The organism is Streptomyces sp. NPDC048462 (assembly GCF_043200175.1).
GTDB lineage: Bacteria > Actinomycetota > Actinomycetes > Streptomycetales > Streptomycetaceae > Streptomyces.
On the sequence record NZ_JBICXG010000019.1, the window covers coordinates 14,483 to 36,160 of the forward strand.

General features: G+C 73.6%; 22 protein-coding genes. 21 read left to right on the forward strand and 1 reads right to left on the reverse strand.

The features are described 5' to 3' along the window. The first annotated feature begins 5 nt into the window (after positions 1-5). The 10 genes from hisH to ACGFU6_RS27260 all read left to right on the forward strand — a co-directional run bounded on the left by hisH (position 6) and on the right by ACGFU6_RS27260 (position 11,877). Positions 6-647, forward strand: coding sequence for an imidazole glycerol phosphate synthase subunit HisH (gene hisH, locus ACGFU6_RS27215; RefSeq protein WP_393614602.1), 642 nt, complete (start codon positions 6-8; stop codon positions 645-647). Beyond that, positions 647-1,372, forward strand: a complete 726-nt coding sequence (priA, locus tag ACGFU6_RS27220; RefSeq protein ID WP_123526613.1) for a bifunctional 1-(5-phosphoribosyl)-5-((5-phosphoribosylamino)methylideneamino)imidazole-4-carboxamide isomerase/phosphoribosylanthranilate isomerase PriA — start codon at positions 647-649, stop codon at positions 1,370-1,372. Before hisH ends, priA begins: the two co-directional genes overlap by 1 nt. Continuing rightward, entirely contained in the window at positions 1,369-1,767 is a 399-nt protein-coding gene (locus ACGFU6_RS27225; protein WP_393614604.1) for a RidA family protein, read from the forward strand. The genes priA and ACGFU6_RS27225 overlap by 4 nt, the downstream gene beginning before the upstream one ends. Further along, positions 1,764-2,519: an imidazole glycerol phosphate synthase subunit HisF gene (gene hisF, locus ACGFU6_RS27230; protein ID WP_393614606.1), complete on the forward strand. Its 756-nt coding sequence runs from the start codon at positions 1,764-1,766 to the stop codon at positions 2,517-2,519. Before ACGFU6_RS27225 ends, hisF begins: the two co-directional genes overlap by 4 nt. A gap of 191 nt (positions 2,520-2,710) precedes the next feature. Then, positions 2,711-3,640: an alpha/beta hydrolase family protein gene (locus tag ACGFU6_RS27235; RefSeq protein ID WP_393614607.1), complete on the forward strand. Its 930-nt coding sequence runs from the start codon at positions 2,711-2,713 to the stop codon at positions 3,638-3,640. Between the two features lie 171 nt (positions 3,641-3,811). Beyond that, positions 3,812-6,598: a LuxR C-terminal-related transcriptional regulator gene (locus ACGFU6_RS27240; RefSeq protein WP_393614608.1), complete on the forward strand. Its 2,787-nt coding sequence runs from the start codon at positions 3,812-3,814 to the stop codon at positions 6,596-6,598. A 200-nt stretch (positions 6,599-6,798) separates the two neighbouring features. Beyond that, positions 6,799-8,160, forward strand: a complete 1,362-nt coding sequence (locus ACGFU6_RS27245; protein ID WP_393614609.1) for a helix-turn-helix domain-containing protein — start codon at positions 6,799-6,801, stop codon at positions 8,158-8,160. A gap of 234 nt (positions 8,161-8,394) precedes the next feature. Continuing rightward, a complete protein-coding gene (locus ACGFU6_RS27250) occupies positions 8,395-9,975 on the forward strand; it encodes a cation acetate symporter (protein ID WP_393614611.1) in 1,581 nt (526 codons plus the stop codon). Positions 9,976-10,013: 38 nt separating this feature from the next. Then, complete coding sequence (locus ACGFU6_RS27255; protein WP_393614612.1) at positions 10,014-10,601, forward strand: ArsR/SmtB family transcription factor; 588 nt, start codon at positions 10,014-10,016, stop codon at positions 10,599-10,601. Between the two features lie 25 nt (positions 10,602-10,626). Then, the gene (locus ACGFU6_RS27260; protein WP_393614613.1) at positions 10,627-11,877 is read left to right on the forward strand and encodes an MFS transporter; all 1,251 of its coding nucleotides are present in this window, start codon (positions 10,627-10,629) and stop codon (positions 11,875-11,877) included. Position 11,878: 1 nt separating this feature from the next. Here ACGFU6_RS27260 and ACGFU6_RS27265 read toward each other — a convergent pair whose 3' ends face one another. After that, a complete protein-coding gene (locus ACGFU6_RS27265) occupies positions 11,879-12,511 on the reverse strand; it encodes a TIGR03085 family metal-binding protein (RefSeq protein ID WP_393614615.1) in 633 nt (210 codons plus the stop codon). Positions 12,512-12,595: 84 nt separating this feature from the next. On the opposite strand from ACGFU6_RS27265, the gene hisI reads away from it, so the two are divergent. The 11 genes from hisI (at position 12,596) to lgt (ending at position 21,572) form a co-directional block, all read left to right on the forward strand. Beyond that, positions 12,596-12,985, forward strand: a complete 390-nt coding sequence (gene hisI, locus ACGFU6_RS27270) for a phosphoribosyl-AMP cyclohydrolase (RefSeq protein WP_393614617.1) — start codon at positions 12,596-12,598, stop codon at positions 12,983-12,985. A gap of 11 nt (positions 12,986-12,996) precedes the next feature. Beyond that, positions 12,997-14,484: an anthranilate synthase component I gene (locus ACGFU6_RS27275; protein ID WP_393614619.1), complete on the forward strand. Its 1,488-nt coding sequence runs from the start codon at positions 12,997-12,999 to the stop codon at positions 14,482-14,484. A gap of 87 nt (positions 14,485-14,571) precedes the next feature. Continuing rightward, positions 14,572-15,231 carry a TIGR02234 family membrane protein gene (locus tag ACGFU6_RS27280; RefSeq protein WP_393614620.1) on the forward strand — a complete coding sequence of 220 codons (660 nt, stop codon included), beginning with the start codon at positions 14,572-14,574 and terminating at the stop codon, positions 15,229-15,231. A 136-nt stretch (positions 15,232-15,367) separates the two neighbouring features. Continuing rightward, positions 15,368-15,616: an HGxxPAAW family protein gene (locus ACGFU6_RS27285; protein WP_393614622.1), complete on the forward strand. Its 249-nt coding sequence runs from the start codon at positions 15,368-15,370 to the stop codon at positions 15,614-15,616. Positions 15,617-15,696: 80 nt separating this feature from the next. Beyond that, the gene (locus ACGFU6_RS27290; protein ID WP_393614623.1) at positions 15,697-16,203 is read left to right on the forward strand and encodes a DUF2752 domain-containing protein; all 507 of its coding nucleotides are present in this window, start codon (positions 15,697-15,699) and stop codon (positions 16,201-16,203) included. 115 nt (positions 16,204-16,318) lie between these two features. Further along, a complete protein-coding gene (gene trpC / locus ACGFU6_RS27295; RefSeq protein WP_393614624.1) occupies positions 16,319-17,128 on the forward strand; it encodes an indole-3-glycerol phosphate synthase TrpC in 810 nt (269 codons plus the stop codon). 8 nt (positions 17,129-17,136) lie between these two features. Further along, positions 17,137-17,352: a tryptophan biosynthesis modulator TrpM gene (trpM, locus tag ACGFU6_RS27300; RefSeq protein ID WP_393614625.1), complete on the forward strand. Its 216-nt coding sequence runs from the start codon at positions 17,137-17,139 to the stop codon at positions 17,350-17,352. A gap of 148 nt (positions 17,353-17,500) precedes the next feature. After that, positions 17,501-18,787, forward strand: coding sequence for a tryptophan synthase subunit beta (trpB, locus tag ACGFU6_RS27305; protein WP_393614627.1), 1,287 nt, complete (start codon positions 17,501-17,503; stop codon positions 18,785-18,787). Next, on the forward strand, positions 18,784-19,596 hold the full coding sequence (trpA, locus tag ACGFU6_RS27310) for a tryptophan synthase subunit alpha (RefSeq protein WP_393614628.1): 813 nt from the start codon (positions 18,784-18,786) through the stop codon (positions 19,594-19,596). Before trpB ends, trpA begins: the two co-directional genes overlap by 4 nt. A gap of 75 nt (positions 19,597-19,671) precedes the next feature. Next, on the forward strand, positions 19,672-20,499 hold the full coding sequence (locus tag ACGFU6_RS27315; RefSeq protein WP_393614629.1) for a thioredoxin domain-containing protein: 828 nt from the start codon (positions 19,672-19,674) through the stop codon (positions 20,497-20,499). Between the two features lie 98 nt (positions 20,500-20,597). Further along, entirely contained in the window at positions 20,598-21,572 is a 975-nt protein-coding gene (gene lgt, locus ACGFU6_RS27320; RefSeq protein WP_393614631.1) for a prolipoprotein diacylglyceryl transferase, read from the forward strand. Positions 21,573-21,678 lie beyond the last annotated feature (106 nt).

The following is a 21,678-nucleotide window of genomic DNA, read 5'->3' on the forward strand; positions in this document are numbered from 1 at the left end:
GAGCCGTGGACAACAAGAAGAAGGTCGTCGTCTTCGACTACGGCTTCGGCAACATCCGCTCCGCCGAGCGCGCCCTCGCCCGGGTCGGCGCCGAGGTCGAGATCACCCGCGACTTCGACACCGCGATGAACGCCGACGGGCTGCTGGTGCCCGGCGTCGGTGCGTTCTCCGCCTGCATGGAGGGGCTGAAGAAGGCCCGCGGTGAATGGATCATCGGCCGCAGGCTCGCCGGTGGGCGCCCCGTCATGGGCATCTGCGTCGGCATGCAGATCCTCTTCGAGCGCGGCATCGAGCACGGCGTGGAGACCGAGGGACTCGACGAGTGGCCCGGCACCGTCGGCCCGCTCAAGGCCGACGTCGTCCCGCACATGGGGTGGAACACCGTCGAATCCCCCGAGGACTCCCGGCTGTTCGCCGGGCTCGACCCCGAGGCCCGGTACTACTTCGTGCACTCGTACGCGGCGCACGACTGGTCCCTCGAAGTCACCAACGCCAACATCCGCGCCCCCCGGGTCACCTGGGCCACGCACGGCGAACGGTTCGTGGCGGCCGTGGAGAACGGCGCGCTGTGGGCCACCCAGTTCCACCCCGAGAAGTCCGGCGACGCCGGCGCCCAGCTGCTGACCAACTGGATCGAGACGCTGTAATGCCGAAGCTTGAACTGCTCCCCGCCGTAGACGTACGCGACGGCCAGGCGGTCCGCCTGGTGCACGGCGAGTCCGGCTCCGAGACCTCCTACGGCTCCCCGCTGGAGGCCGCCCTCGCCTGGCAGCGCTCCGGCGCCGAGTGGCTGCACCTCGTCGACCTGGACGCCGCCTTCGGCACCGGCGACAACCGCGCCCTCATCGCCGAGGTGGCCGGCGCCATGGACATCAAGGTCGAGCTGTCCGGCGGCATCCGCGACGACGCCACGCTCGCCGCCGCCCTCGCCACCGGCTGCCGCCGCGTCAACCTCGGCACCGCTGCCCTGGAGACCCCCGAGTGGGTCGCCAAGGTCATCGCCGAGCACGGCGACAAGATCGCCGTCGGCCTCGACGTACGCGGCACCACGCTGCGCGGCCGGGGCTGGACGCGCGACGGCGGCGACCTCTACGAGACCCTGGCCCGCCTCGACGCCGAGGGCTGCGCCCGCTACGTCGTCACCGACATCGCCAAGGACGGCACGCTGCAGGGCCCCAACCTCGGCCTGCTGAGGGACGTCTGCGCCGCCACCGACCGCCCCGTCGTCGCCTCGGGCGGCGTCTCGTCGCTCGACGACCTGCGCGCGATCTCGCTGCTCGTCCCCGAAGGCGTCGAGGGCGCCATCGTCGGCAAGGCGCTCTACGCGGAGGCGTTCACCCTGGAAGAGGCACTCAAGGCGGTCGCCGCATGACCGACTCCGTCAAGCGGATCTCCTCCGGCGTCCCCTTCGAGGAGCGGTTCGGCTACTCCCGCGCGGTCGAGCTCCCCAACGGGCTCGTCCTGGTGGCCGGCTGCACCTCCGTGGTCAACGGGCAGATCGCCGCGGGCAGCCCGCACGAGCAGGCCGTCAACTCCTTCGAAGTCGCCTTCTCGGCGCTGGCGCAGCTCGGTCTGGGCCGCGAGGACGTCGTCCGTACCCGGATGTACATCACGCACGCCCGGGACGTGGACGAGGTCGGGCGCGCGCACAAGGAGCTGTTCGACGACGTTCGCCCCGCCGCATCCATGATCATCGTGTCCGGCTTCGTCGACCCGAGCCTCGTCGTCGAGGTCGAGGTCGAGGCCTACCGGGCAGGTGCGCGATGACCCTCGCCGTACGTGTCATCCCCTGCCTCGACGTGGACAAGGGCCGCGTCGTCAAGGGTGTCAACTTCCAGAACCTGCGCGACGCCGGTGACCCCGTCGAGATGGCGAAGCTGTACGACGCCGAGGGCGCCGACGAGCTGACCTTCCTCGACATCACCGCGTCCAGCGGCGACCGCGAGACGACCTACGACGTGGTGCGCCGCACCGCCGAGCAGGTCTTCATCCCGCTCACCGTCGGCGGCGGCGTCCGCACCACCGACGACGTCGACAAGCTGCTGCGGGCCGGCGCGGACAAGGTCGGCGTCAACACCGCGGCCATCGCCCGCCCCGAACTGATCCGGGAGATCGCGGAGCGCTTCGGCCGCCAGGTCCTGGTGCTCTCCGTGGACGCCCGCCGCACCCCCGCCGGCACCTTCGAGGTCACCACGCACGGCGGCCGCAAGGGCACCGGCATCGACGCCGTCGAATGGGCGCACCGGGCCGCCGAGCTCGGCGCGGGCGAGATCCTGCTCAACTCGATGGACGCCGACGGCACCAAGGACGGCTACGACACCGAGATGATCGCGGCCGTACGCACGCACGTGAGCGTCCCCGTCATCGCCTCCGGCGGCGCGGGCCGGCTCGCGGACTTCGCGCCGGCCGTCGGCGCGGGAGCCGACGCGGTCCTCGCCGCGTCCGTCTTCCACTTCGGCGACCTGCGGATCTCCGAGGTCAAGGGCGCCCTCCGGGAGGCCGGGCACCCGGTCCGCTGAGCACGGGCCGGGGTAACCGGCCGCGAGGCCGGTGAAGTTGCCGATGCGTGGGCCCGGGGTGCACCGCGAGAGTGGCGACCGCCAGAGAAACACGGCGGTCGCCACGCGGTGCACCCCGAAGGCCCAAGGTGACGACGGGCCCCCGGACCCTGCCCGGCGTGGCTCCCGCCACGACCGAGAGGACCCCCCTCGTGCAGCAGCACCTCCCCTCCGGCGACATCTCCCCGCGCCACCGGATGTCCAAGAGCCGCGCCCGTGTCGTCAGGGGCCTGCTGGCCGCGACCGTGGCCACCGCCGGTCTGTGCACGGCGCTGATGCCGGGCGCCCAGGCCGCCGACAACCCCTACGAGCGCGGCCCGGCCCCGAGCAGTTCGAGTATCGAGGCGAGCCGCGGTCCGTACGCGGTCTCGCAGACCAGCGTCTCCTCGCTGAGCGTCAGCGGCTTCGGCGGCGGCACGGTCTACTACCCGACGTCCACCGCGGACGGCACCTTCGGCGCGGTCGCCATCTCGCCCGGCTTCACCGCCTACCAGTCCAGCATCGCCTGGCTCGGACCCCGGCTCGCCTCACAGGGCTTCGTCGTCTTCACCATCGACACCAACACCACACTCGACCAGCCCGACAGCCGGGGCCGCCAGCTCCTCGCCGCCCTCGACTACCTGACGAAGACGAGCCCGGTGCGCAGCCGGATCGACACCACCAGGCTCGGCGTGATGGGCCACTCCATGGGCGGCGGCGGCACGCTGGAAGCCGCGAAGAGCCGCACCTCGCTGAAGGCGGCGATCCCGCTGACCGGCTGGGACCTCGACACCACCTGGCCGGAGGTCCGTACCCCCACCCTGATCTTCGGCGCCGACGGCGACACGATCGCCCCCGTCGCCACCCACTCCGAGCCGTTCTACCGGTCGCTCCCGAGCACCCTGGACAAGGCCTACGTGGAGCTGCGCGGGGCCACGCACTTCACCCCGAACTCCTCCAACACCACGATCGCGAAGTACAGCGTCTCGTGGCTGAAGCGCTTCATCGACAACGACACCAGGTACGAGCAGTTCCTGTGCCCGCTGCCGGCGGTGAGCCTGACGGTCGCCGAGTCCCGGGGCAACTGCCCCCACACCTCATAGTCCCTGACGGCGGGTGAGGGGCCGGACCGCGAACCGCGGTCCGGCCCTTTCCCGCGATCGGCTGTGTGCGCGCACAGCCGATCGCGGGCCGCCCTGGGAGGGCGCCCCGTAACCGGGCGGGGGCGGACGCGCACCTTCCGGGCTCGTTAACGCGGAAGTAACGTGCCGGTCGTGACCCCGACGACGACCGTGCACAGTCCCCTCCGGCTGTACGGCCGCAGCGGTGAACTCGCCATCCTGGAAACGCTGTCGGCGCGGCTGGGCGACGGTGACGGCGGGGCGCTGGTGCTGACCGCGCTGCCCGGCACCGGCCGCACCGCACTCCTCGCCGAAGCCCTCGCCGCGCACCGCGAGCGCCGCACCGGGCCCGTCCTGACCGCCACCGCCGCCCCCGCCGAACAACGGCTGCCCCACAGCGGGCTGCACGCGCTGCTCTGCTCCGCGCCCGGCCCGCTCCCGCTGCCGCCCGACCGGGTGCTGCGTGACGGCATCGGACCGGCGGCCCTGCTCGTGCTGCTGCGACGACTCGGCGCGGAGCGACCGCTGCTGGTCTGTGTGGACGACGCGCACCTCTGGGACGCCGATTCGCGCGCCGCCCTCGGATTCGCGGCCCGCAGACTCGGTGCGGGCAGCCGGGTCGCGGTGGTGCTCGGTGCCGGGGACGGGGCGGAGTTCGCGGGTCTGCCCGCCCTCCGGCTCGGCCCGCTCGACGACGACGCGGCGGCCGCACTCCTGGACCGGCTCACCGGCACCGCCGACCGGGTCGACCCGGTGGTCCGCGCCGAACTGCTGCGGGAAGCGGCCGGGAACCCGCGCCTGCTCACCGGGCTCAGCGGCCGGCTCACCCCCGACCAGCTCGCCGGGCGGACCGCGCTGCCCTCCCCGCTGCCCGGCGGCGAGGGCGTACTGGAGGCGCACGCCGCCTGCCTCGACGGGCTTCCCCCGGACGCCCGCACACTCCTGCTGCTCGCGGCAGCCGCGGAGGAGCACGAGCCGGAGGGCGCGGGCTCCGACGCGGCCCTGCTGCTGCGTGCCGCCGTAGCGGCCGGTCTCGGCCCGGCCGCGCTCGACCGCGCACTGCTCACCCGCGCGGGGACCGGGGGCGCGCTCCAGCGGGCGGGCGGCCGGGTCCACTTCAGCCACCCGCTGCTGCGGCGGGCGGTCCTGTACCGCGCCACTCCGCACCGCCGCCGGGTGGTGCACGGACTGCTCGCCACCCTGCTGGCGGCCCGGTCCCGCGCAGCCCCCGAGGCGGAGCCGTCCGCCCTCGCGGCGCTCGTCCAGCGTGCCGGTGCGGCCGCCGGCGCCGATGCCGCGCTCGCCGACGCCCTGGAGGCGGCGGCGGCGACGGTGCGGACGCACGCCGAGCGGGCCGCCGCGCTCGCCCGCGCCGCGATGCTCTCCACCGACGAGACGCTGCGGGCCGACCGGTTGGCCGAGGCCGCCGACTGCACCCGGCTCGCGGGCGACGCCGGGCGGGCCCGCGCGCTGCTGGCCAGGGTCGGCGGACTGCCCCCGCACGGCGGCGCGCACCGCGTGCGCGGCCTGCTCGCACTGCGGGACGGGTCGGCCGTCGACGCCCGCGAGGAACTGCTCACCGCCGCTTCGCTGCTCGCCCCGCACGATCCGCACCGGGCCCTCGACGCGCTGCTCGGCGCCGCCGAGGCCGCCTGGGCGGCGGGCGACGCCCCCGCCTACCTCGACGCGATGTCCCGGATCGCGGTCCCCGTCCCCGACCGGGCCCTCGCCCGCTACATCGACGGGATGTGCGCGATGCTGCGTGGCCGGATCACCGAGGGCCACGCCCTGTTGCGCCAGTGCCTCGACGCCTCCGGCCGGGCGCGGGACCCCGCCGGAATGCTGCGTGGCGGGGTGGCGGCGCTGGTGCTCGGCGACATCGACGCCGCGTGCCGGTCCGGGGCCGGGGCGCTGGCCGCCGTTCGCGCGAGCGGCCCGGACGTCCTGCTGCCCCAGGCCCTGGAGCACCTGGCGTACGCCGAACTCCGTGCCGGGCGCCACGCACGGGCTCGCGCCCACGCCCTGGAGGGCCTGCGCGCCGCCTGCCGCACCGGACAGCCGAACACCGCCGCCCACCTGTACGCCGTGCTGGCACTGGCCGCCTCAGTGGAGGGCGGTACACGGCCCTGCGCCGCGCATGCCGACGCCGCGCTGGCGGGTGCCGGGCCGCGCGCCCTCGCCCAGGCCGAGACCCTTGCCGTCTGGGCCCTCGCCCGTGCGGACCTGGCCGCCGGACGCTCCGGCGAAGCGGCGGCCCGGCTCGGCCCCCTGGTCGGGCCGGGCCCCCGGCGCGGGCACTTCGCGGCCCGGGTGCTCGCCGTGCCGTGCTTCGTCGAGGCGTCGGTCCTGGCCGGGCGGGCGGACCGGGGCGAAGGGGCGGACGCGGTCCGGGGCGCCGTCGCGGAGTTCGCCGTCTGGGTCACGTACACCACCGACCCGGCGGCCCCCGCGCTGCTGGCCCGCTGCCGCGCCCTGCTGGCACCGCCCGGGGAGGCGGCGCGGCGGTACGAGGAGGCGCTCGTCCACCACGACCGCACGGGCGGCGACTTCGAACGCGCCCGCACCCAGCTGCTGTACGGGGCGTGGCTGCGCCGGCGGCGGCGTACCCGGGAGGCCAGGGGGCCGCTGCGGGACGCCCTGGTCGCCTTCGAACGGTGCGGCGCGCGGGCCTGGACGGACCGGGCGGGCGGTGAACTGCGGGCCGCCGGCGAGGCGGTGGACGCTCCCCCGGCCGGGGGAGCGGACCCGTTCTCCGCGCTGACCCCGCAACAGCAGCGGATCGCCCGCTGTGTCGCCGAGGGCGCCACCAACCGAGAGGTGGCGCTGCGGCTCTCGGTGAGCACCCGGACCATCGACCATCATCTGCGCAATGTCTTCGCCGCGCTGGGAGTGCGCTCCAGGACGGAGCTGGCCGGGATGCTGGGCCGCCGGAGCGGCTGACGCGGCGCCCCAACGCGGCTCCGGAGCCGGGGGGTTGCAGGACCGTGATGAGAAGTACGCCGCAGACCCCTAGGTACCGACTGGGCGGTATGCCATTCTGCGGGCGTCAGGATCGTTCGGTGTGCTCATGCCCAACGGCGGGCCGGGCGATCCGGAGCCGGCCGTTTCCCGGAGCCGGCCGAATCCCGGTGGAGGCCGCCATGCCGCAGGTCGTACGTTCACGGGTCAGGGCAGTGCACGGGCCGTCACCCGTCGCGCCGGTGCCACGCCGCTTCCGTTCGCTGGCCGACCGCGACGCCGTCGCCGCACTGCACCGGGCCGCCCGGGTGCTGATCGAGGCGCTGCCGGAGCTGACGGACCGGCTCGTCGAGGCGTTGCGGGAGCAGGAACCCGCCTACCGCTCGGCGATCGAGGCGGACGCGGCGGAGATCTGGCAGGAGGTGCACCACTCGCTGCGGCACAACGTCGGATCGCTCATCCAGCCCCGGGAGTTCCGGGACGCCGCCCACCGCACCTCCCGGCGGATCGGGGAGGTCCGGGCCGAACAGGGCCTGCCCCTCGACGCCGTCCTGCACGCCTTCCGGATGGGCGGTGCGATGGTCTGGCAGGGCCTGGTGGACGAGACCGCGCGACGGCACCCCGACGACATCCGGTTGCTGGTCCACATCGCGGCGGACGTCTGGAACTTCGTGGACGAACACTGCGGTGTCGTCACCGACGCCTACCGGCGGACGGAACGCCGGCTGGCCTGGCGCCGGGAGAACCGCCGGCGCCTGATGACGGCGGCGCTGCTGGACGGCACCGCCCGGATCGCCGAACTGCCGGACGCCGCAGCGATGCTGGGGCTGCCGGAGCACGGCAGGTACGCGGTGCTCGCGGTCTCCACCGCCCGCCGCGCCCCGCACGGCGCCGCGCACCCGCCGATGGCGCTGCCCACGGGCGCCGACCCGCTCTGGCACCCCGGCCCGGACGCGGAGTTCGCCATCCTGCCGCTGAGGTCGGGCGCGGCCGCCGGAGACCGCGCGGCGCTCACCGGCACGTCCGTACCGGCCGCCCCGGACGGGACCGGTGCGCGGCCCGGCCGGGCCGACGACGCCGAACTCGCCGCCCTGGCCGCCGGGCTGTCCGCCCCGCCCGGTGCCCGGGTCGGCATCAGCTCCGTCGTCGACGGGCTGGCGGCCGTCGGGGACGCCCGGCGGCTCGCCGAGACCGCCCTGCGGGCGTGCCCCGCCGGCGGCGGCACCGTCCTGCTCGACGAGCAGCTGCCCGCCGCCCTGGTCGTCTCGTCCCCCGGCCTCGGCACGGCCCTCGCCGACCGGGTGCTGGGGCCGCTGGACCTGCTGGACCCCGCCGACCGAGGCGTACTCATCGACACGCTCACCGCGTGGCTCGACTCCGACGGCTCCGCCCAGCGGGCGGGAGCCCGGCTCTACTGCCACCGCAACACCGTCCTGAACCGGCTGCGCCGCTTCGAGCAGCTGACCGGCCGCTGCCTGACCCGCCCGTCCGACGCGGTCGAGGTATCGCTCGCGCTGGCGGCGCGCCGCCTGCTGGCCGGCTGAGCGGGGCACCCGCCGTCCTCCGCGCACAGTGCGCCTGCCGGCCGGTTGAGCGGAGGGCGCCGGCTGTACTCCCGCACAGCGCGTGGCGGTGCGGGCTGTACGCGCGCACCGCACCCGCCGCGTCCGCTGTACGTACGACCGGGTGCCTGATGCCGTGTCCGTCATGCCTCCACTGCCCCCGACACCCGGCACCCCCGAGAGCGCGACCCGGTCCCCCGCCCCGGGAGCGCACCGGTGAGCGGCGCCTTCGACGCGCGGTCGCTCGGTGTGGTCGTCTTCCTCGGATTCGTCGCCGTTTCCCTGCTGCTGTGCGGGCTGGCCGCGGCGGACCAGGACGATCCGGAACACTTCTACGCGGGCGGCAGCGCGGCACTCGGCCCGGCCGGCGCCGGTCTGGCCATCGCGGGCGACTACATCTCGGCGGCCACCCTGCTCTCCACCACCGGTGCCGTCGCGCTCGCCGGGTTCGACGGTGTCCTGTTCGCCGTCGCCACCGTCGCCTCACTGGTTCTCGTCCTGCGGATCCTGGCCGAACCGCTGCGCCGCAAGGGCGTGTTCACCCTCGGGGACTTTCTCGCGGACCGGCTCGGCGACCCGTCCGTACGCCGCGCCCTGGGCGTCACGGTCCTGGTCGTCCTGACCCCGCTGCTGCTGGTGCAACTGGCTACCGCGGGGCGGGTCATGGCCGCCGTGTTCGGGCTTCCCGACGGTGCGCTGACCGGGTGCACCGTCGCCGGCGGCGCGCTGATGGTCTGCTACTCCGCGGTCGGCGGAATGCGCGGCACCGGCTACATCCAGATCCTGAAGGTCGCGGTGGTGCTGGCCGCGGTGACCCTGCTCGCCGCACTGGTGCTCGCCCGCTACGGCTGGAACCCGTTCGCCCTGTTCGACGCGGCCCAAAACGGCAGCGGGGCGGGCGGTGCCTACGCCCGCCCCGGGCTGCAGTTCGGCCACACGGTCGTCGGCGCCCTGGATCTGATCGGCTTCCAGCTCACCCTGGTCCTCGGGGCCGCCTGCATGCCGCACATCATGATGCGGCTGCACCCGATGCCGGACAGCTGGACCGTGCGCCGCGCCACCCGCTGGGCGCTGGCCCCGGTGAGTGTCCTGTGCCTGGGTGTCGTCGTGGTCGGACTCGGCGCGTCCGCCCTGCTGGGCCGCAAGGTCCTCCAGGCCGCGGACCCGGCCGGCGGTACGGCGCTGCTGCTGGTGACGGGCGCCCTTGACCCGGGCGCCGGCGGGTCGCGGCAGAGCCTGCTGTTCGCGTTCGTGGCCTGCGCGGTGTTCGCCACGACGCTGGCCGCGGTGGCCGGCATCACCCTGGCCGCCGCCTCGTCACTCGCCCGTGACTTCCCTGCGCGGGCCCGCACCCGTGCGGCCGGCCGGTCCTCAGGGGGTGAGATCCTGCGCGCCCGGCTGGCCGTCGTCCTGACCGGCGCCCTCGCCGTCTGGGTGTCGGTCTTCACCCATGACCGCAATCCGCAGGTGCTGCTCTCGCTCTCGTTCGCGGCCGCCGCCTCCGTACTGCCGCCCGTCCTGCTGTACGGGCTGTTCCGGCCGGGCTTCGACGCGCGGGGCGTGCGCTGGACGGTGTACGGCACGCTGCCGCTGATCGCCGTGCTGATGGTGAGCTCTCCCGCGGTGTCCGGCACGCCGATCGCGTTCTTCCCGGACCGCGACTTCCACTGGTTCCCGCTCCAGACCCCGGGCCTCGTCACGATTCCGGCCGGATTCCTCCTGGGGTACCTCGGCTCCCGCGTGGGCCGGGACCGCGCCCGGCCCCGGCCGGATCGCACAACATTTATTGCGCAATAAATATTGTGCAAGTTTTCTTTCCTGTCTACGGTCGAGGCATGGCAAGCAACGAGACACGCCGGGTGTCCGACCTCGGCACCCTCAAGGCGTTCGGGCACCCGCTGCGGATGAAGCTCTACCGGGCGCTCTACATCACCCGGCAGGCCACCGCCTCCCAGCTCGCGGAGCAGGTCGACGAGCAGGTCTCACTGGTCAGCTACCACCTGCGCAAGCTCGCCGACCACGGCCTGATCGAAGCGGCCGAAGGACCGGGCAGGGACGGCCGCGAACGCTGGTGGCAGCCCGCCTCCAAGGGGCTGCGCTTCCACGACGAGGACTTCAGCGACGCACCCGAGAAGGCCGCCACCCACACCGCCGTCAGCCGGCTCTCGTTCGACCAGCACATCGAGCTGTACCGCCGCTTCCTGGACGCGTACCGGAGCTGGACGCCCCCGTGGCGCAAGAGCTCCTTCACCTCGGAGTACCTGGCCCGGCTGAACCCCGAGGAGCTCTCCTCGCTCGAACGCGAGCTGCACGCGGTCATCAACCGGTACGAGGAGCAGGGCCGTGCCCGGGACGAGGCCGGCGACACGGAGAACCGCGAGAACGTCGCGCTGCACCTCTACGGCTTCCCGTTCCGGACCTGACCCGGCCACCGGAGAGGACGACCCCGTGACCGTCACCCTCAGCGCCACCGAAGCGCCGCGGCGCCCCGCCCACCGCGACGGCAACGTCCTGCGCTGGCTCGGCGCCTACACCGCGTCGACGGTCGGCGACAACCTCTACTACATGGCCCTCGCCTGGGCCGCCGCCCGCACCGGAAGCGCCTCCCAGACCGGCCTGGTACTGGCGGCCGGCGCCATCCCCAGGGCCCTGCTGCTGCTCGGCGGGGGAGTGCTCGCCGACCGGTTCGGGCCGCGCCGCGTCGTGCTCGTGAGCGACACCGTCCGCTGCCTCGTCATCCTCGGCCTGGCCGGGGCGCTCCTCCTCACCTCGCCCACGGTGTGGATGCTGCTCGTCGTCGCCCTGGTCTTCGGCGCGGCCGACGCCCTCTTCCTGCCGGCCGTCGGCGCCCTGCCGCCCCGGATCACCGCTGCCGGCCAGCTCGCCCGCGTCCAGGGGATGCGCGGCCTCGCCACCCGGACCGCGACCGTCGTCGGCGCCCCGCTCGGCGGCGTCGCCGTCGCGGTCGGAGGGCCGGCCCTCGGCTTCGCCGCGGCCGGTGTGCTCTTCGCCGTTTCGCTGCCGCTGCTGCTCGCTGTGCGGATGCGCCCGCTGCCGGCGGCGGACCCGGCCGACGCGGTACCCGCCGGCACTGCCTGGCGCGAACTCGTCGACGGGCTGCGCCACATCCGCCGCCACCCGCTGCTCCGCCCGCTGATGATCGTCGTCGCCATCAGCGAACTCGGTTTCGTCGGCCCGCTCAACCTGGGTCTGATCCTGCTCAGCGAGGAGCGTGGCTGGGGCGCCTCCGGGATGGGCTGGATCGTCGCCGCCTTCGGCATCGGCGCGGGCGCCTCAGCCCTGGTGCTCGCCGTGCGCGGCCGGGTCCCCAGGGCCGGGCTCACCATGTGCCTCACCGTGCTGATCGGCGCGGCCGCCATCGCCGCCCTGGCCTACGCGCCCTCGGTGCCGCTCGCGGCCGGTGCCGCCCTCCTCGTCGGGCTCTTCGCCGGCCTCGGCGGCGCACTGTGCGGAGCTCTCACGCAGACCGCCGCCGACCCCGCCTACCTGGGCCGGATCACCTCGGTCTCGACCCTGTTCACCCACGCCCTGGCGCCGCTCAGCTACCCCGTCACCGGTGCGGCCGTGGCGCTCTGGGGCACCGGCCCGGTCTTCGTCGCCAGCGCCTCGCTGTGCGCGGCGGGGGCCGTCGCGGGCCTGCTGCCCGCCGCGCTGCGGCGTGCGGAACTCCCGCGCTGAGCTACATCCCCAGCTTCGCCGTCGTCACCCGGGAGATCGCGTCCTGCTCGCCCTCCAGCTCCACCCGCGCCGCGTCCTGCCGCCCGAACGCGAACAGCAGCAGCTCGCCCGGCTCACCGGTCACCGTCACCACCGGGGTGCCCTTGTGCGCGACCGCGGTCTGACCGTTGGGACGCCGCAGTACCAGCCCCACCGGAGCCTTCCGCCCCAGCACCCGCGCCGCCTTCTCGGTGCGCGACCACAGGACATCGGAGAAGACCGGGTCCAGCTCCCGCGCCGACCAGTCGGGCTGGGCCCGGCGCACGTCCTCCGTGTGGACGTAGAACTCCACGGTGTTGGCCGCCTCGTCCAGCTGCTTCACGCCGAACGGGGACATCCGCGGCGGACCCGTACGGATGAGCTGGATCAGCTCCTCGTACGGCTTCGAGGTGAACTCGTCCCTGATCCGCTCGCTCCGGCTCTTCAGCGGGCCGATCACCAGCCCGGCCGCCGCGTCGGGCCTGCGCTCCCGCACCACCACATGGGCCGCCAGATCCCGGGCCGTCCAGCCGTGGCAGAGGGTCGGGGCCTCCGGGCCCGCCGCCTCCAACAGGTCGGCAAGCAGAAGTCGTTCGCGCTTCGCATGGGTCGACATGTCCGCCAGCGTACGACCGGTGTCCAGCGTCCGCCCAGTGGACGCACGCCCGGACGGCCCTCCCGGCCACGGCACAATGGGCATATGACCAGCACGCCCACGCCCACGCCCGGCACCCCACCGCCCGCCGGCGGACTCGACCCCGCCATCGCCGCCCGCCTCAAGCGCGGCGCCGACGGCCTCGTCCCGGCCATCGCCCAGCAGTACGACACCGGCGAGGTGCTGATGCTCGGCTGGATGGACGACGAGGCGCTGCACCGCACCCTGACCACCGGCCGCTGCACCTACTGGTCGCGCAGCCGCCAGGAGTACTGGGTCAAGGGCGACACCTCCGGCCACATCCAGCAGGTCAAGTCCGTCGCGCTGGACTGCGACGCCGACACCGTCCTCGTCTGGGTCGACCAGACGGGTGCCGCCTGCCACACCGGCGAGCGCACCTGTTTCGACGCCGACGTCCTCCCCCTCGGACAGTAGGGTCAGCCGCCATGGACCTCGACACCTTCCGGAAGCTGGCCATCGACCGGCGCGTCATCCCCGTCACCCGCAGGCTCCTCGCGGACGGCGACACGCCGGTCGGCCTCTACCGCAAGCTCGCGGGCGAGCGCACCGGCACCTTCCTCCTCGAATCCGCGGAGAACGGCCGCACCTGGTCGCGCTACTCCTTCATCGGCGTACGCAGCGCCGCCACGCTCACCGCCCGCGACGGCCGGGCCCACTGGCTGGGCACCCCGCCGGTCGGTGTCCCCGTCGACGGCGACCCGCTCCAGGCCCTGCGCGCCACCATCGAGACCCTGCACACCCCGCACGGCCAGGAGTCCGGACTGCCGCCCTTCACCGGCGGCATGGTCGGCTACCTCGGCTACGACATCGTGCGGCGGCTGGAGAAGATCGGCGAGAGCACGGGCGACGACCTGAAGCTCCCCGAGCTGACCATGCTGCTCACCTCCGACCTCGCCGTCCTCGACCACTGGGCCGGCAGCGTCCTGCTCATCGCCAACGCGATCAACCACAACGACCTGGCCACCGGCGTCGACGAGGCGTACACCGACGCGGTGGCCCGGCTCGACGCCATGGAGCGGGACCTGCGCCGTCCCGTCGAGAACGCCCCCGCCGTCCTGCCGCCCTCCGAGCTCCCGCCCTACACCGCACTGTGGGGCGGCAAGGCCTACCAGGACGCCGTCGAGGACGTGAAGGAGCGGATCAGGGCCGGCGAAGCCTTCCAGGTCGTCCCCTCCCAGCGCTTCGAGACACCGTGCACGGCAAGCGCGCTGGACGTCTACCGGGTGCTGCGGGCCACCAACCCCTCGCCGTACATGTACCTCTTCCGGTTCGACGGCTTCGACGTCGCGGGCTCCAGCCCCGAGGCGCTCGTCAAGGTCGAGGACGGCCACGCGATGGTCCACCCGATCGCCGGGACCCGGCACCGCGGCGCCACCCCGCAGGAGGACCAGGCCCTGGCCGACGAACTGCTGGCCGACCCCAAGGAGCGCGCCGAGCACCTGATGCTCGTCGACCTCGGCCGCAACGACCTGGGGCGGGTCTGCGAGCCGGGCAGCGTCGAGGTCGTCGACTTCATGTCGGTCGAGAAGTACTCGCACGTGATGCACATCGTGTCCACCGTCACCGGCCGCGTCGCCGAGGGCCGCACCGCCTTCGACGTCCTCACCGCCTGCTTCCCGGCCGGCACCCTCTCCGGCGCCCCGAAGCCGCGCGCCATGCAGATCATCGAGGAGCTCGAACCCAGCCGCCGCGGCCTCTACGGGGGCTGCGTCGGCTACCTCGACTTCGCCGGCGACTCCGACACGGCCATCGCGATCCGCACCGCCCTGCTGCGCGACGGAACGGCGTACGTCCAGGCCGGCGCGGGCGTCGTCGCGGACTCCGACCCCGTCGCCGAGGACACCGAGTGCCGCAACAAGGCCGCGGCGGTGCTCCGCGCCGTCCACACGGCCAACCGCCTCGGCGGCGCGTGAGCCAGGCAGGACCGGCGCCCGGGGGAGCGGCCGGGGGCGCCATCTCACACCCCCCATGTGCCCGTCGCTCCGGGGCGGTAGGGGATAGTGGGGTATGTGAGCGCTGTCCCCGTACCCCAGCCCCGTGCCGAAGCCGCCTCCGCGCCCGACAGCGCGGGAAGCCGCCGGTCCCTGGCCGCCGGCCTGCTCCTCGGGGCAGCCGGCGCCACCGTCGTCCTGCTCGCCTCCGGGCAGACCTGGGCCCAGGGCCGGGCATCGGTCGGCGGCGGCGCCCTGCCCCTGAGCGCCGACGGACAGGACGTCACCGGCGTCCCGGCCGCCCTCGCCATCGTCGGCCTGGCCGCCCTCGTCGCCGTCTTCGCCGTCCGCAGCGGCGGCCGGCTGCTCGTCGCGGGACTGCTGGCCCTCAGCGGTTTCGGAGCCGCCCTGAGCGCCTTCCTCGGCGCGTCCGACAGTGCCGCGCTCGACGAGCAGGCCGCGCAGAGCACCGGCGACAGCGCCGCCACCATCGGCGCCCTCAGCCACACCGCCTGGCCCTACGTGACCGGGGCCGGCGGTCTGCTGATCCTGCTCGCCGGGCTGCTCGCCCTGCGCTACGGCAAGCGCTGGCCGACCATGTCGGGGCGCTACGAGCGCGACGGCACCCCGCGCCCCCGCAGGACCGTCCCCAAGGCCATGGACCCCGACCGGCCCGAGGACCTGTGGAAGGCCCTGGACCGCGGCGAGGACCCGACGCGCGAGGCATGACCCCCAGCTCATGTCCGGTCAACGCGTACGGGACAATGGGCCGAGCTCACAGCACAGCGGCACCCACAGCGGCACCGGCTCTGCACACAGCGACACCGAGCGATACCAACAGCGCAACACCAACGAGGAGTAACTCATGGCGGGCAGCAGCCACGGACACACCACGGCCGCCTGGACCGGTGTCATCATCTCGTTCATCGGCTTCTGCATCGCAGGCGTCTTCATGGTCGCGGCCAACCCGCTCGGCTTCTGGGCCGGTATCGCCGTCACCGTCATCGGCGGGATCGTCGGGCTCGCGATGAAGGCCGCCGGTCTCGGCATGCCGAAGGAGTCGGCGGAGATGGCCCGGGCCAGGGCCCGTGCCGGCCAGGCGCAGACCTCCTGACCCCGTTCCGGGGACGTACACACGCGAGGCGCAGCCCGGACCGGGCTGCGCCTTTCCGCGTCAGCGGCGACAATCACCGGGTGGACGCTTCGCCATCTCCAGCAGCCGACCCGCCGACGCCGGGCCACCGCCCCGCGCCCGGACCGCCGGGCCCGTTCCCACCGGTCTTCCCGCCGGCGCCCGTCCCCGCCTCACGGCTGCGGCGGATCGCCGGCCCGGCCGGTGTCATGGCCGGCGTCATCGGGGCCTTCGTCCTCGTCGGCTCCGTCGACCCCAACGAACCGGGCCACTACCCGGTCTGCCCACTGCTCCGCTTCACCGGCATCTACTGCCCCGGCTGCGGCGGGCTGCGCAGCGCGTACGCCGTCGCACACGGCGACATCGGGACGGCGTTCGGCTCCAACGCGCTCGCCGTCATCGGCTACGGGATCTTCGCCGTGGCCTGGGTCCTGTGGATGGTCCGCGCGGCCGCCGGGAGGCCCGCGCGGCTCGCGCTGAGGCCCGTCCACTGGTGGGCGGTCGGAGCCGTTCTGATGATCTTCACAGTCGTCCGGAATCTGCCGTTCGGATCGGCGCTGGTGCCGTGAATGCCCAGGTAGTGGGACATTCGTCGGCCGGATGCGGGCCCATCGGCCTCCTGCGGATACCATCGGCATGGCTGATCCTGTTCTCTTGTCACCGTCCCGGAAGGGGGCCGATCGCGTGAGTGTGCTCGACGAGATCATCGACGGCGTACGCGCCGACCTCGCAGAGCGGCAGGCGCGCGTCAGCCTCGATGAGCTGAAGGAACGCGCGGCGCGCGCCCCCCAGGCGAAGGACGGAGTCGCCGCCCTGCGCGGCGAGGGCGTGACCGTCATCTGCGAGGTAAAGCGCTCCAGTCCCTCCAAGGGGGCCCTCGCCGCCATCGCCGACCCGGCCGCACTGGCCGCGGACTACGAGGCGGGCGGCGCGTCCGTCATCTCCGTCCTCACCGAGGAACGCCGCTTCGGCGGTTCGCTCGCGGACCTGGAGGCCGTCCGGGCCAAGGTCGACATCCCGGTCCTGCGCAAGGACTTCATCGTCACCTCGTACCAGTTGTGGGAGGCACGGGCGTACGGCGCCGACCTCGCGCTGCTGATCGTCGCCGCCCTCGACCAGGAGGCCCTGGTCTCCCTGATCGAGCGCGCCGAGTCCATCGGCCTGACGCCGCTGGTCGAGGTGCACGACGAGGAGGAGGCGGAGCGCGCGGTGGACGCCGGCGCACGGATCATCGGCGTCAACGCGCGCAACCTGAAGGACCTCAAGGTCGACCGCTCGGTCTTCGAGCGGGTCGCCCCTGAGATCCCCGACCGCATCGTCAAGATCGCCGAGTCCGGTGTGCGGGGCCCGCACGACCTCATCGCCTACGCCAACGCCGGCGCGGACGCCGTGCTGGTCGGCGAGTCCCTGGTCACCGGCCGCGACCCGCGGGTCGCCGTCGCCGACCTGGTCGCCGCCGGAGCCCACCCCGCGCTCCGGCACGGACGGGGCTGACTCCACCCGTGTCCGCCGACCGTTCCGCGCCCCGGGTCCGGCCGGGCCTGCGCCCCGCCGCGGCCACCGGCCGGGACCCGCACGCGCCACTGGCGCGCGGCTGCCGCCCCCGCGGCTGCCGTGCCCCCGCGCGCCGCGTGCACGGCCGGCGGGTGCGGTACGTGATCGGTGACGAACCCGGCCAGGTCAACGGCATGCGATGGCGCACGGGGTCCGCGCAGTAAGCGAGCCCCGGCCGTCGCACCCACCGCCCACCCGGCGGAACCCGCACGACCTCACCCGCCCGGCCCCCGGCCGAGGCGGCGCTCCGCTCACGGCGCAATACGGTGAATCCACGCATCCACCCATGCCATGTCGAGGAGCACACGTCGGATGTCATCTGACTTCTTCATTCCGGACCCGGACGGTCTGATCCCCAGCGCCGAGGGGTACTTCGGCGCGTACGGCGGCAAGTTCATCCCGGAGGCGCTCGTCGCCGCCGTGGACGAGGTCGCCGTCGAGTACGACAAGGCGAAGGCCGACCCGGCGTTCGCCGCCGAGCTCAACGAGCTCATGGTCAACTACACCGGCCGCCCCAGCGCGCTCACCGAGGTGCCGCGCTTCGCGGAACACGCCGGCGGCGCCCGGATCTTCCTCAAGCGCGAGGACCTCAACCACACCGGCTCGCACAAGATCAACAACGTGCTCGGCCAGGCGCTCCTCACCAGGCGCATGGGCAAGACCCGGGTCATCGCGGAGACCGGGGCCGGCCAGCACGGCGTCGCCACCGCGACCGCCTGCGCGCTCTTCGGCCTCGAATGCACCATCTACATGGGTGAGATCGACACCGAGCGCCAGGCGCTCAACGTGGCGCGGATGCGGATGCTCGGCGCCGAGGTCATCGCCGTGAAGTCCGGTTCCCGCACCCTCAAGGACGCCATCAACGAGGCGTTCCGCGACTGGGTCGCCAACGTGGACCGCACGCACTACCTCTTCGGCACGGTCGCGGGACCGCACCCCTTCCCCGCCATGGTCCGCGACTTCCACCGCGTCATCGGCGTCGAGGCCAGGCGGCAGATCCTGGAGCGGGCCGGGCGGCTGCCGGACGCCGCGGTCGCCTGCGTCGGCGGCGGCTCCAACGCCATCGGCCTCTTCCACGCCCTCATCCCGGACGCGGACGTCCGCCTCATCGGCTGCGAGCCGGCCGGACACGGGGTGGAGACCGGCGAGCACGCGGCGACCCTGACCGAGGGCGAGCCCGGCATCCTGCACGGTTCGCGCAGCTACGTCCTCCAGGACGAGGAGGGCCAGATCACCGAGCCGTACTCCATCTCGGCCGGTCTGGACTACCCGGGCATCGGCCCCGAGCACGCCTACCTGAAGGACATCGGCCGGGGCGAGTACCGCGCGGTCACCGACGACGCCGCCATGCAGGCGCTGCGGCTGCTCTCCCGCACCGAGGGGATCATCCCGGCCATCGAGAGCGCGCACGCGCTGGCCGGCGCCCTGGAGGTCGGCAAGGAGCTCGGCAAGGACGGCCTGATCCTGGTCAACCTGTCGGGCCGGGGCGACAAGGACATGGACACGGCGGCCCGGTACTTCGGGCTGTACGAGGCCGACGCGACCGTCGAGGCGGACGCGGCCGGACACGGCGCCGAGATCGAGGGGGACGTCAAGTGAGCGGCAACATCGAGCTGTTGAACACCACCCTCGCCGCCGCCAGGGCCGAGGACCGGGCCGCGCTGATCGCGTACCTGCCCGCCGGCTTCCCGACCGTCGACGGCGGCATCGCCGCCGTCAAGGCGGTGGCCGCCGGTGGCGCCGACATCGTCGAGGTGGGACTCCCGCACAGCGACCCGGTGCTGGACGGACCGGTCATCCAGACCGCCGACGACATCGCCCTGCGCGGCGGAGTCAAGATCGCCGACGTGATGCGCACGGTCCGCGAGGCGCACGAGGCGACCGGCATCCCGATCCTGGTCATGACGTACTGGAACCCGATCGACCGGTACGGCGTCGAACGCTTCACCGCCGAGCTGGCCGAGGCGGGCGGCGCCGGGTGCATCCTGCCCGACCTGCCGGTCCAGGAGTCCGCCCTGTGGCGCGAGCACGCGGAGAAGCACGGTCTGGCGACCGTCTTCGTCGTCGCGCCGAGCAGCAAGGACGAGCGCCTCGCCACCATCACGGCGGCCGGCTCCGGCTTCGTCTACGCCGCTTCGCTGATGGGGGTCACCGGCACCCGCGTCTCGGTCGGCGAACAGGCCCAGGACCTGGTGCGCCGCACCCGCGCCACCACCTCCATCCCGGTCTGCGTCGGCCTCGGCGTCTCGAACGCCGACCAGGCGGCCGAGGTCGCCGGGTTCGCGGACGGGGTCATCGTCGGCTCCGCCTTCGTCAAGCGGATGCTGGACGCGCCCGACGAGCAGGCCGGCCTGGCGGCCGTGCGTTCCCTGGCGGCCGATCTGGCCGAGGGTGTTCGAAAGCGCTGACACCGGGCGTAACCCGAATGGGTGGACCTGGGACCGGGGAGGCACGAGAGTGCCTCCCCGGTTCGTTGCTGCGGTGTGAGCGAGAAGAACCAAGAGGGAAAAAGGGCCGCGCGAGACCGGCTGATCCAGCAGCGTGAGCAGATGAAGGCGCGAGAGCGCCGCCGCCGCACGCTGATCGTCTCGACCGCCGTGGTGGGTGTTCTCGCCCTGGCCGCCGTCGTCGGCGTGATCGCCGCGAACAGCGGCGGCAAGGGCAACAAGGACAAGGCGTCGGGTCCCGCCGTCGCGCCGTCGGGCGCGACCGGCAAGGACAGCCTCGCCATCCAGGTGGGAGCGGACGACGCCCCGTCCACGCTCACGATCTGGGAGGACTTCCGCTGCCCGGTCTGCGCCCAGTTCGAGAACGCGTTCCGGGACACGATCCACCAGTTGGAGCAGAGCAAGCAGCTCAAGGTCGAATACCACCTCGCCACGCTGATCGACGGCAATCTCGGCGGCAGCGGCTCCCTCAAGGCGGCAAACGCGGCGGCCTGCGCCCAGGACGTGGGCAGGTTCTCCGCGTACCACGACATCCTGTACCGCAACCAGCCGCAGGAGTCCGACGACGCCTTCGGCGACAACAGCAAGCTGATCGACCTGTCCAAGAAGGTCGACGGCCTCGACACGCCCGCCTTCCGCAGCTGTGTCGAGGACGGCACGCACGACAGCTGGGTCCAGAAGTCCGACAAGGCGTTCCGCGACGGCGGCTTCCAGGGCACGCCGACGGCGCTGCTCAACGGTGAGTCGATCTTCCCCAAGAAGGGGAACGAACCCATCACCGTCGCCAACCTGAAGAAGTGGGTCGCGGAGGCCAACAAGGGCAAGGGCGCGGGCACGGCCACCACCGCCCCGTCCGGGTCCTGAACGGCGGAAACCTGGGGAATCGATGACCCGCTCGTTACCCAGACGTTGTCGGGCGGGTTGCCGCACCTCCCGCCCGGCAGGGTAGCGTCGACCCTGTCATGGACCTTGCCTACATTCCCAGCCCGTCGACCGGCGTGATCGATCTCGGCCCGATCCCGCTTCGCGGCTACGCGTTCTGCATCATCATCGGTGTGTTTGTCGCCGTCTGGCTCGGCAACAAGCGCTGGATCGCCCGAGGGGGCAGAGCCGGCACCGTCGCCGACATCGCCGTCTGGGCGGTGCCCTTCGGCCTCGTCGGCGGGAGGCTCTACCACGTCATCACCGACTACCAGCTGTACTTCAGCGACGGTGAGGACTGGGTCGACGCCTTCAAGATCTGGCAGGGCGGCCTCGGTATCTGGGGTGCGATCGCGCTGGGCGCGGTCGGTGCCTGGATCGGCTGCCGCCGCCGCGGGATCCCGCTGCCCGCCTGGGCCGACGCGCTCGCCCCCGGTATCGCCGTGGCCCAGGCCTGCGGCCGCTGGGGCAACTGGTTCAACCAGGAGCTGTACGGCCGGGAGACCGACGTCCCGTGGGCGCTGAAGATCAGCGAGGGCCCCAACCGGGTGGCGGGCACCTACCACCCGACGTTCCTGTACGAGTCGCTGTGGTGCATCGGTGTCGCCCTCCTGGTGATCTGGGCGGACCGCCGGTTCAAGCTCGGGCACGGGCGGGCGTTCGCGCTGTACGTCGCGTCCTACTGCGCCGGTCGCGCGTGGATCGAGTACATGCGCGTGGATGAGGCCCACCACATCCTGGGTCTTCGCCTGAACGTGTGGACCGCGCTGATCGTGTTCGTGCTGGCCGTGGTCTACATGGTGATCTCGGCGAAGGTTCGGCCGGGTCGCGAGGAGATCGTGGAGCCGGGAGAGCCGGACGCGGACGCGGTCGGGGCCGGGGACGCGGAGGCCGGAGAGACGAAGTCCGACGACGCGAAGTCCGACGACGCCGCGGTCGAGGCCGATGCGGTGGACGCGTCCGACGCGTCCGAGGCCTCGGAGACGAAGGACGCGGCGGAGACGGCCAAGGGCTGATACCGCAGCGACGACGAGGAGGGGCCGCCGGACGATCCGGCGGCCCCTCCTCGTTCTGCGCGCCGCGAGCGTGGCGCCGGGCCTTGTCCTCAATCGCCGGACGGGC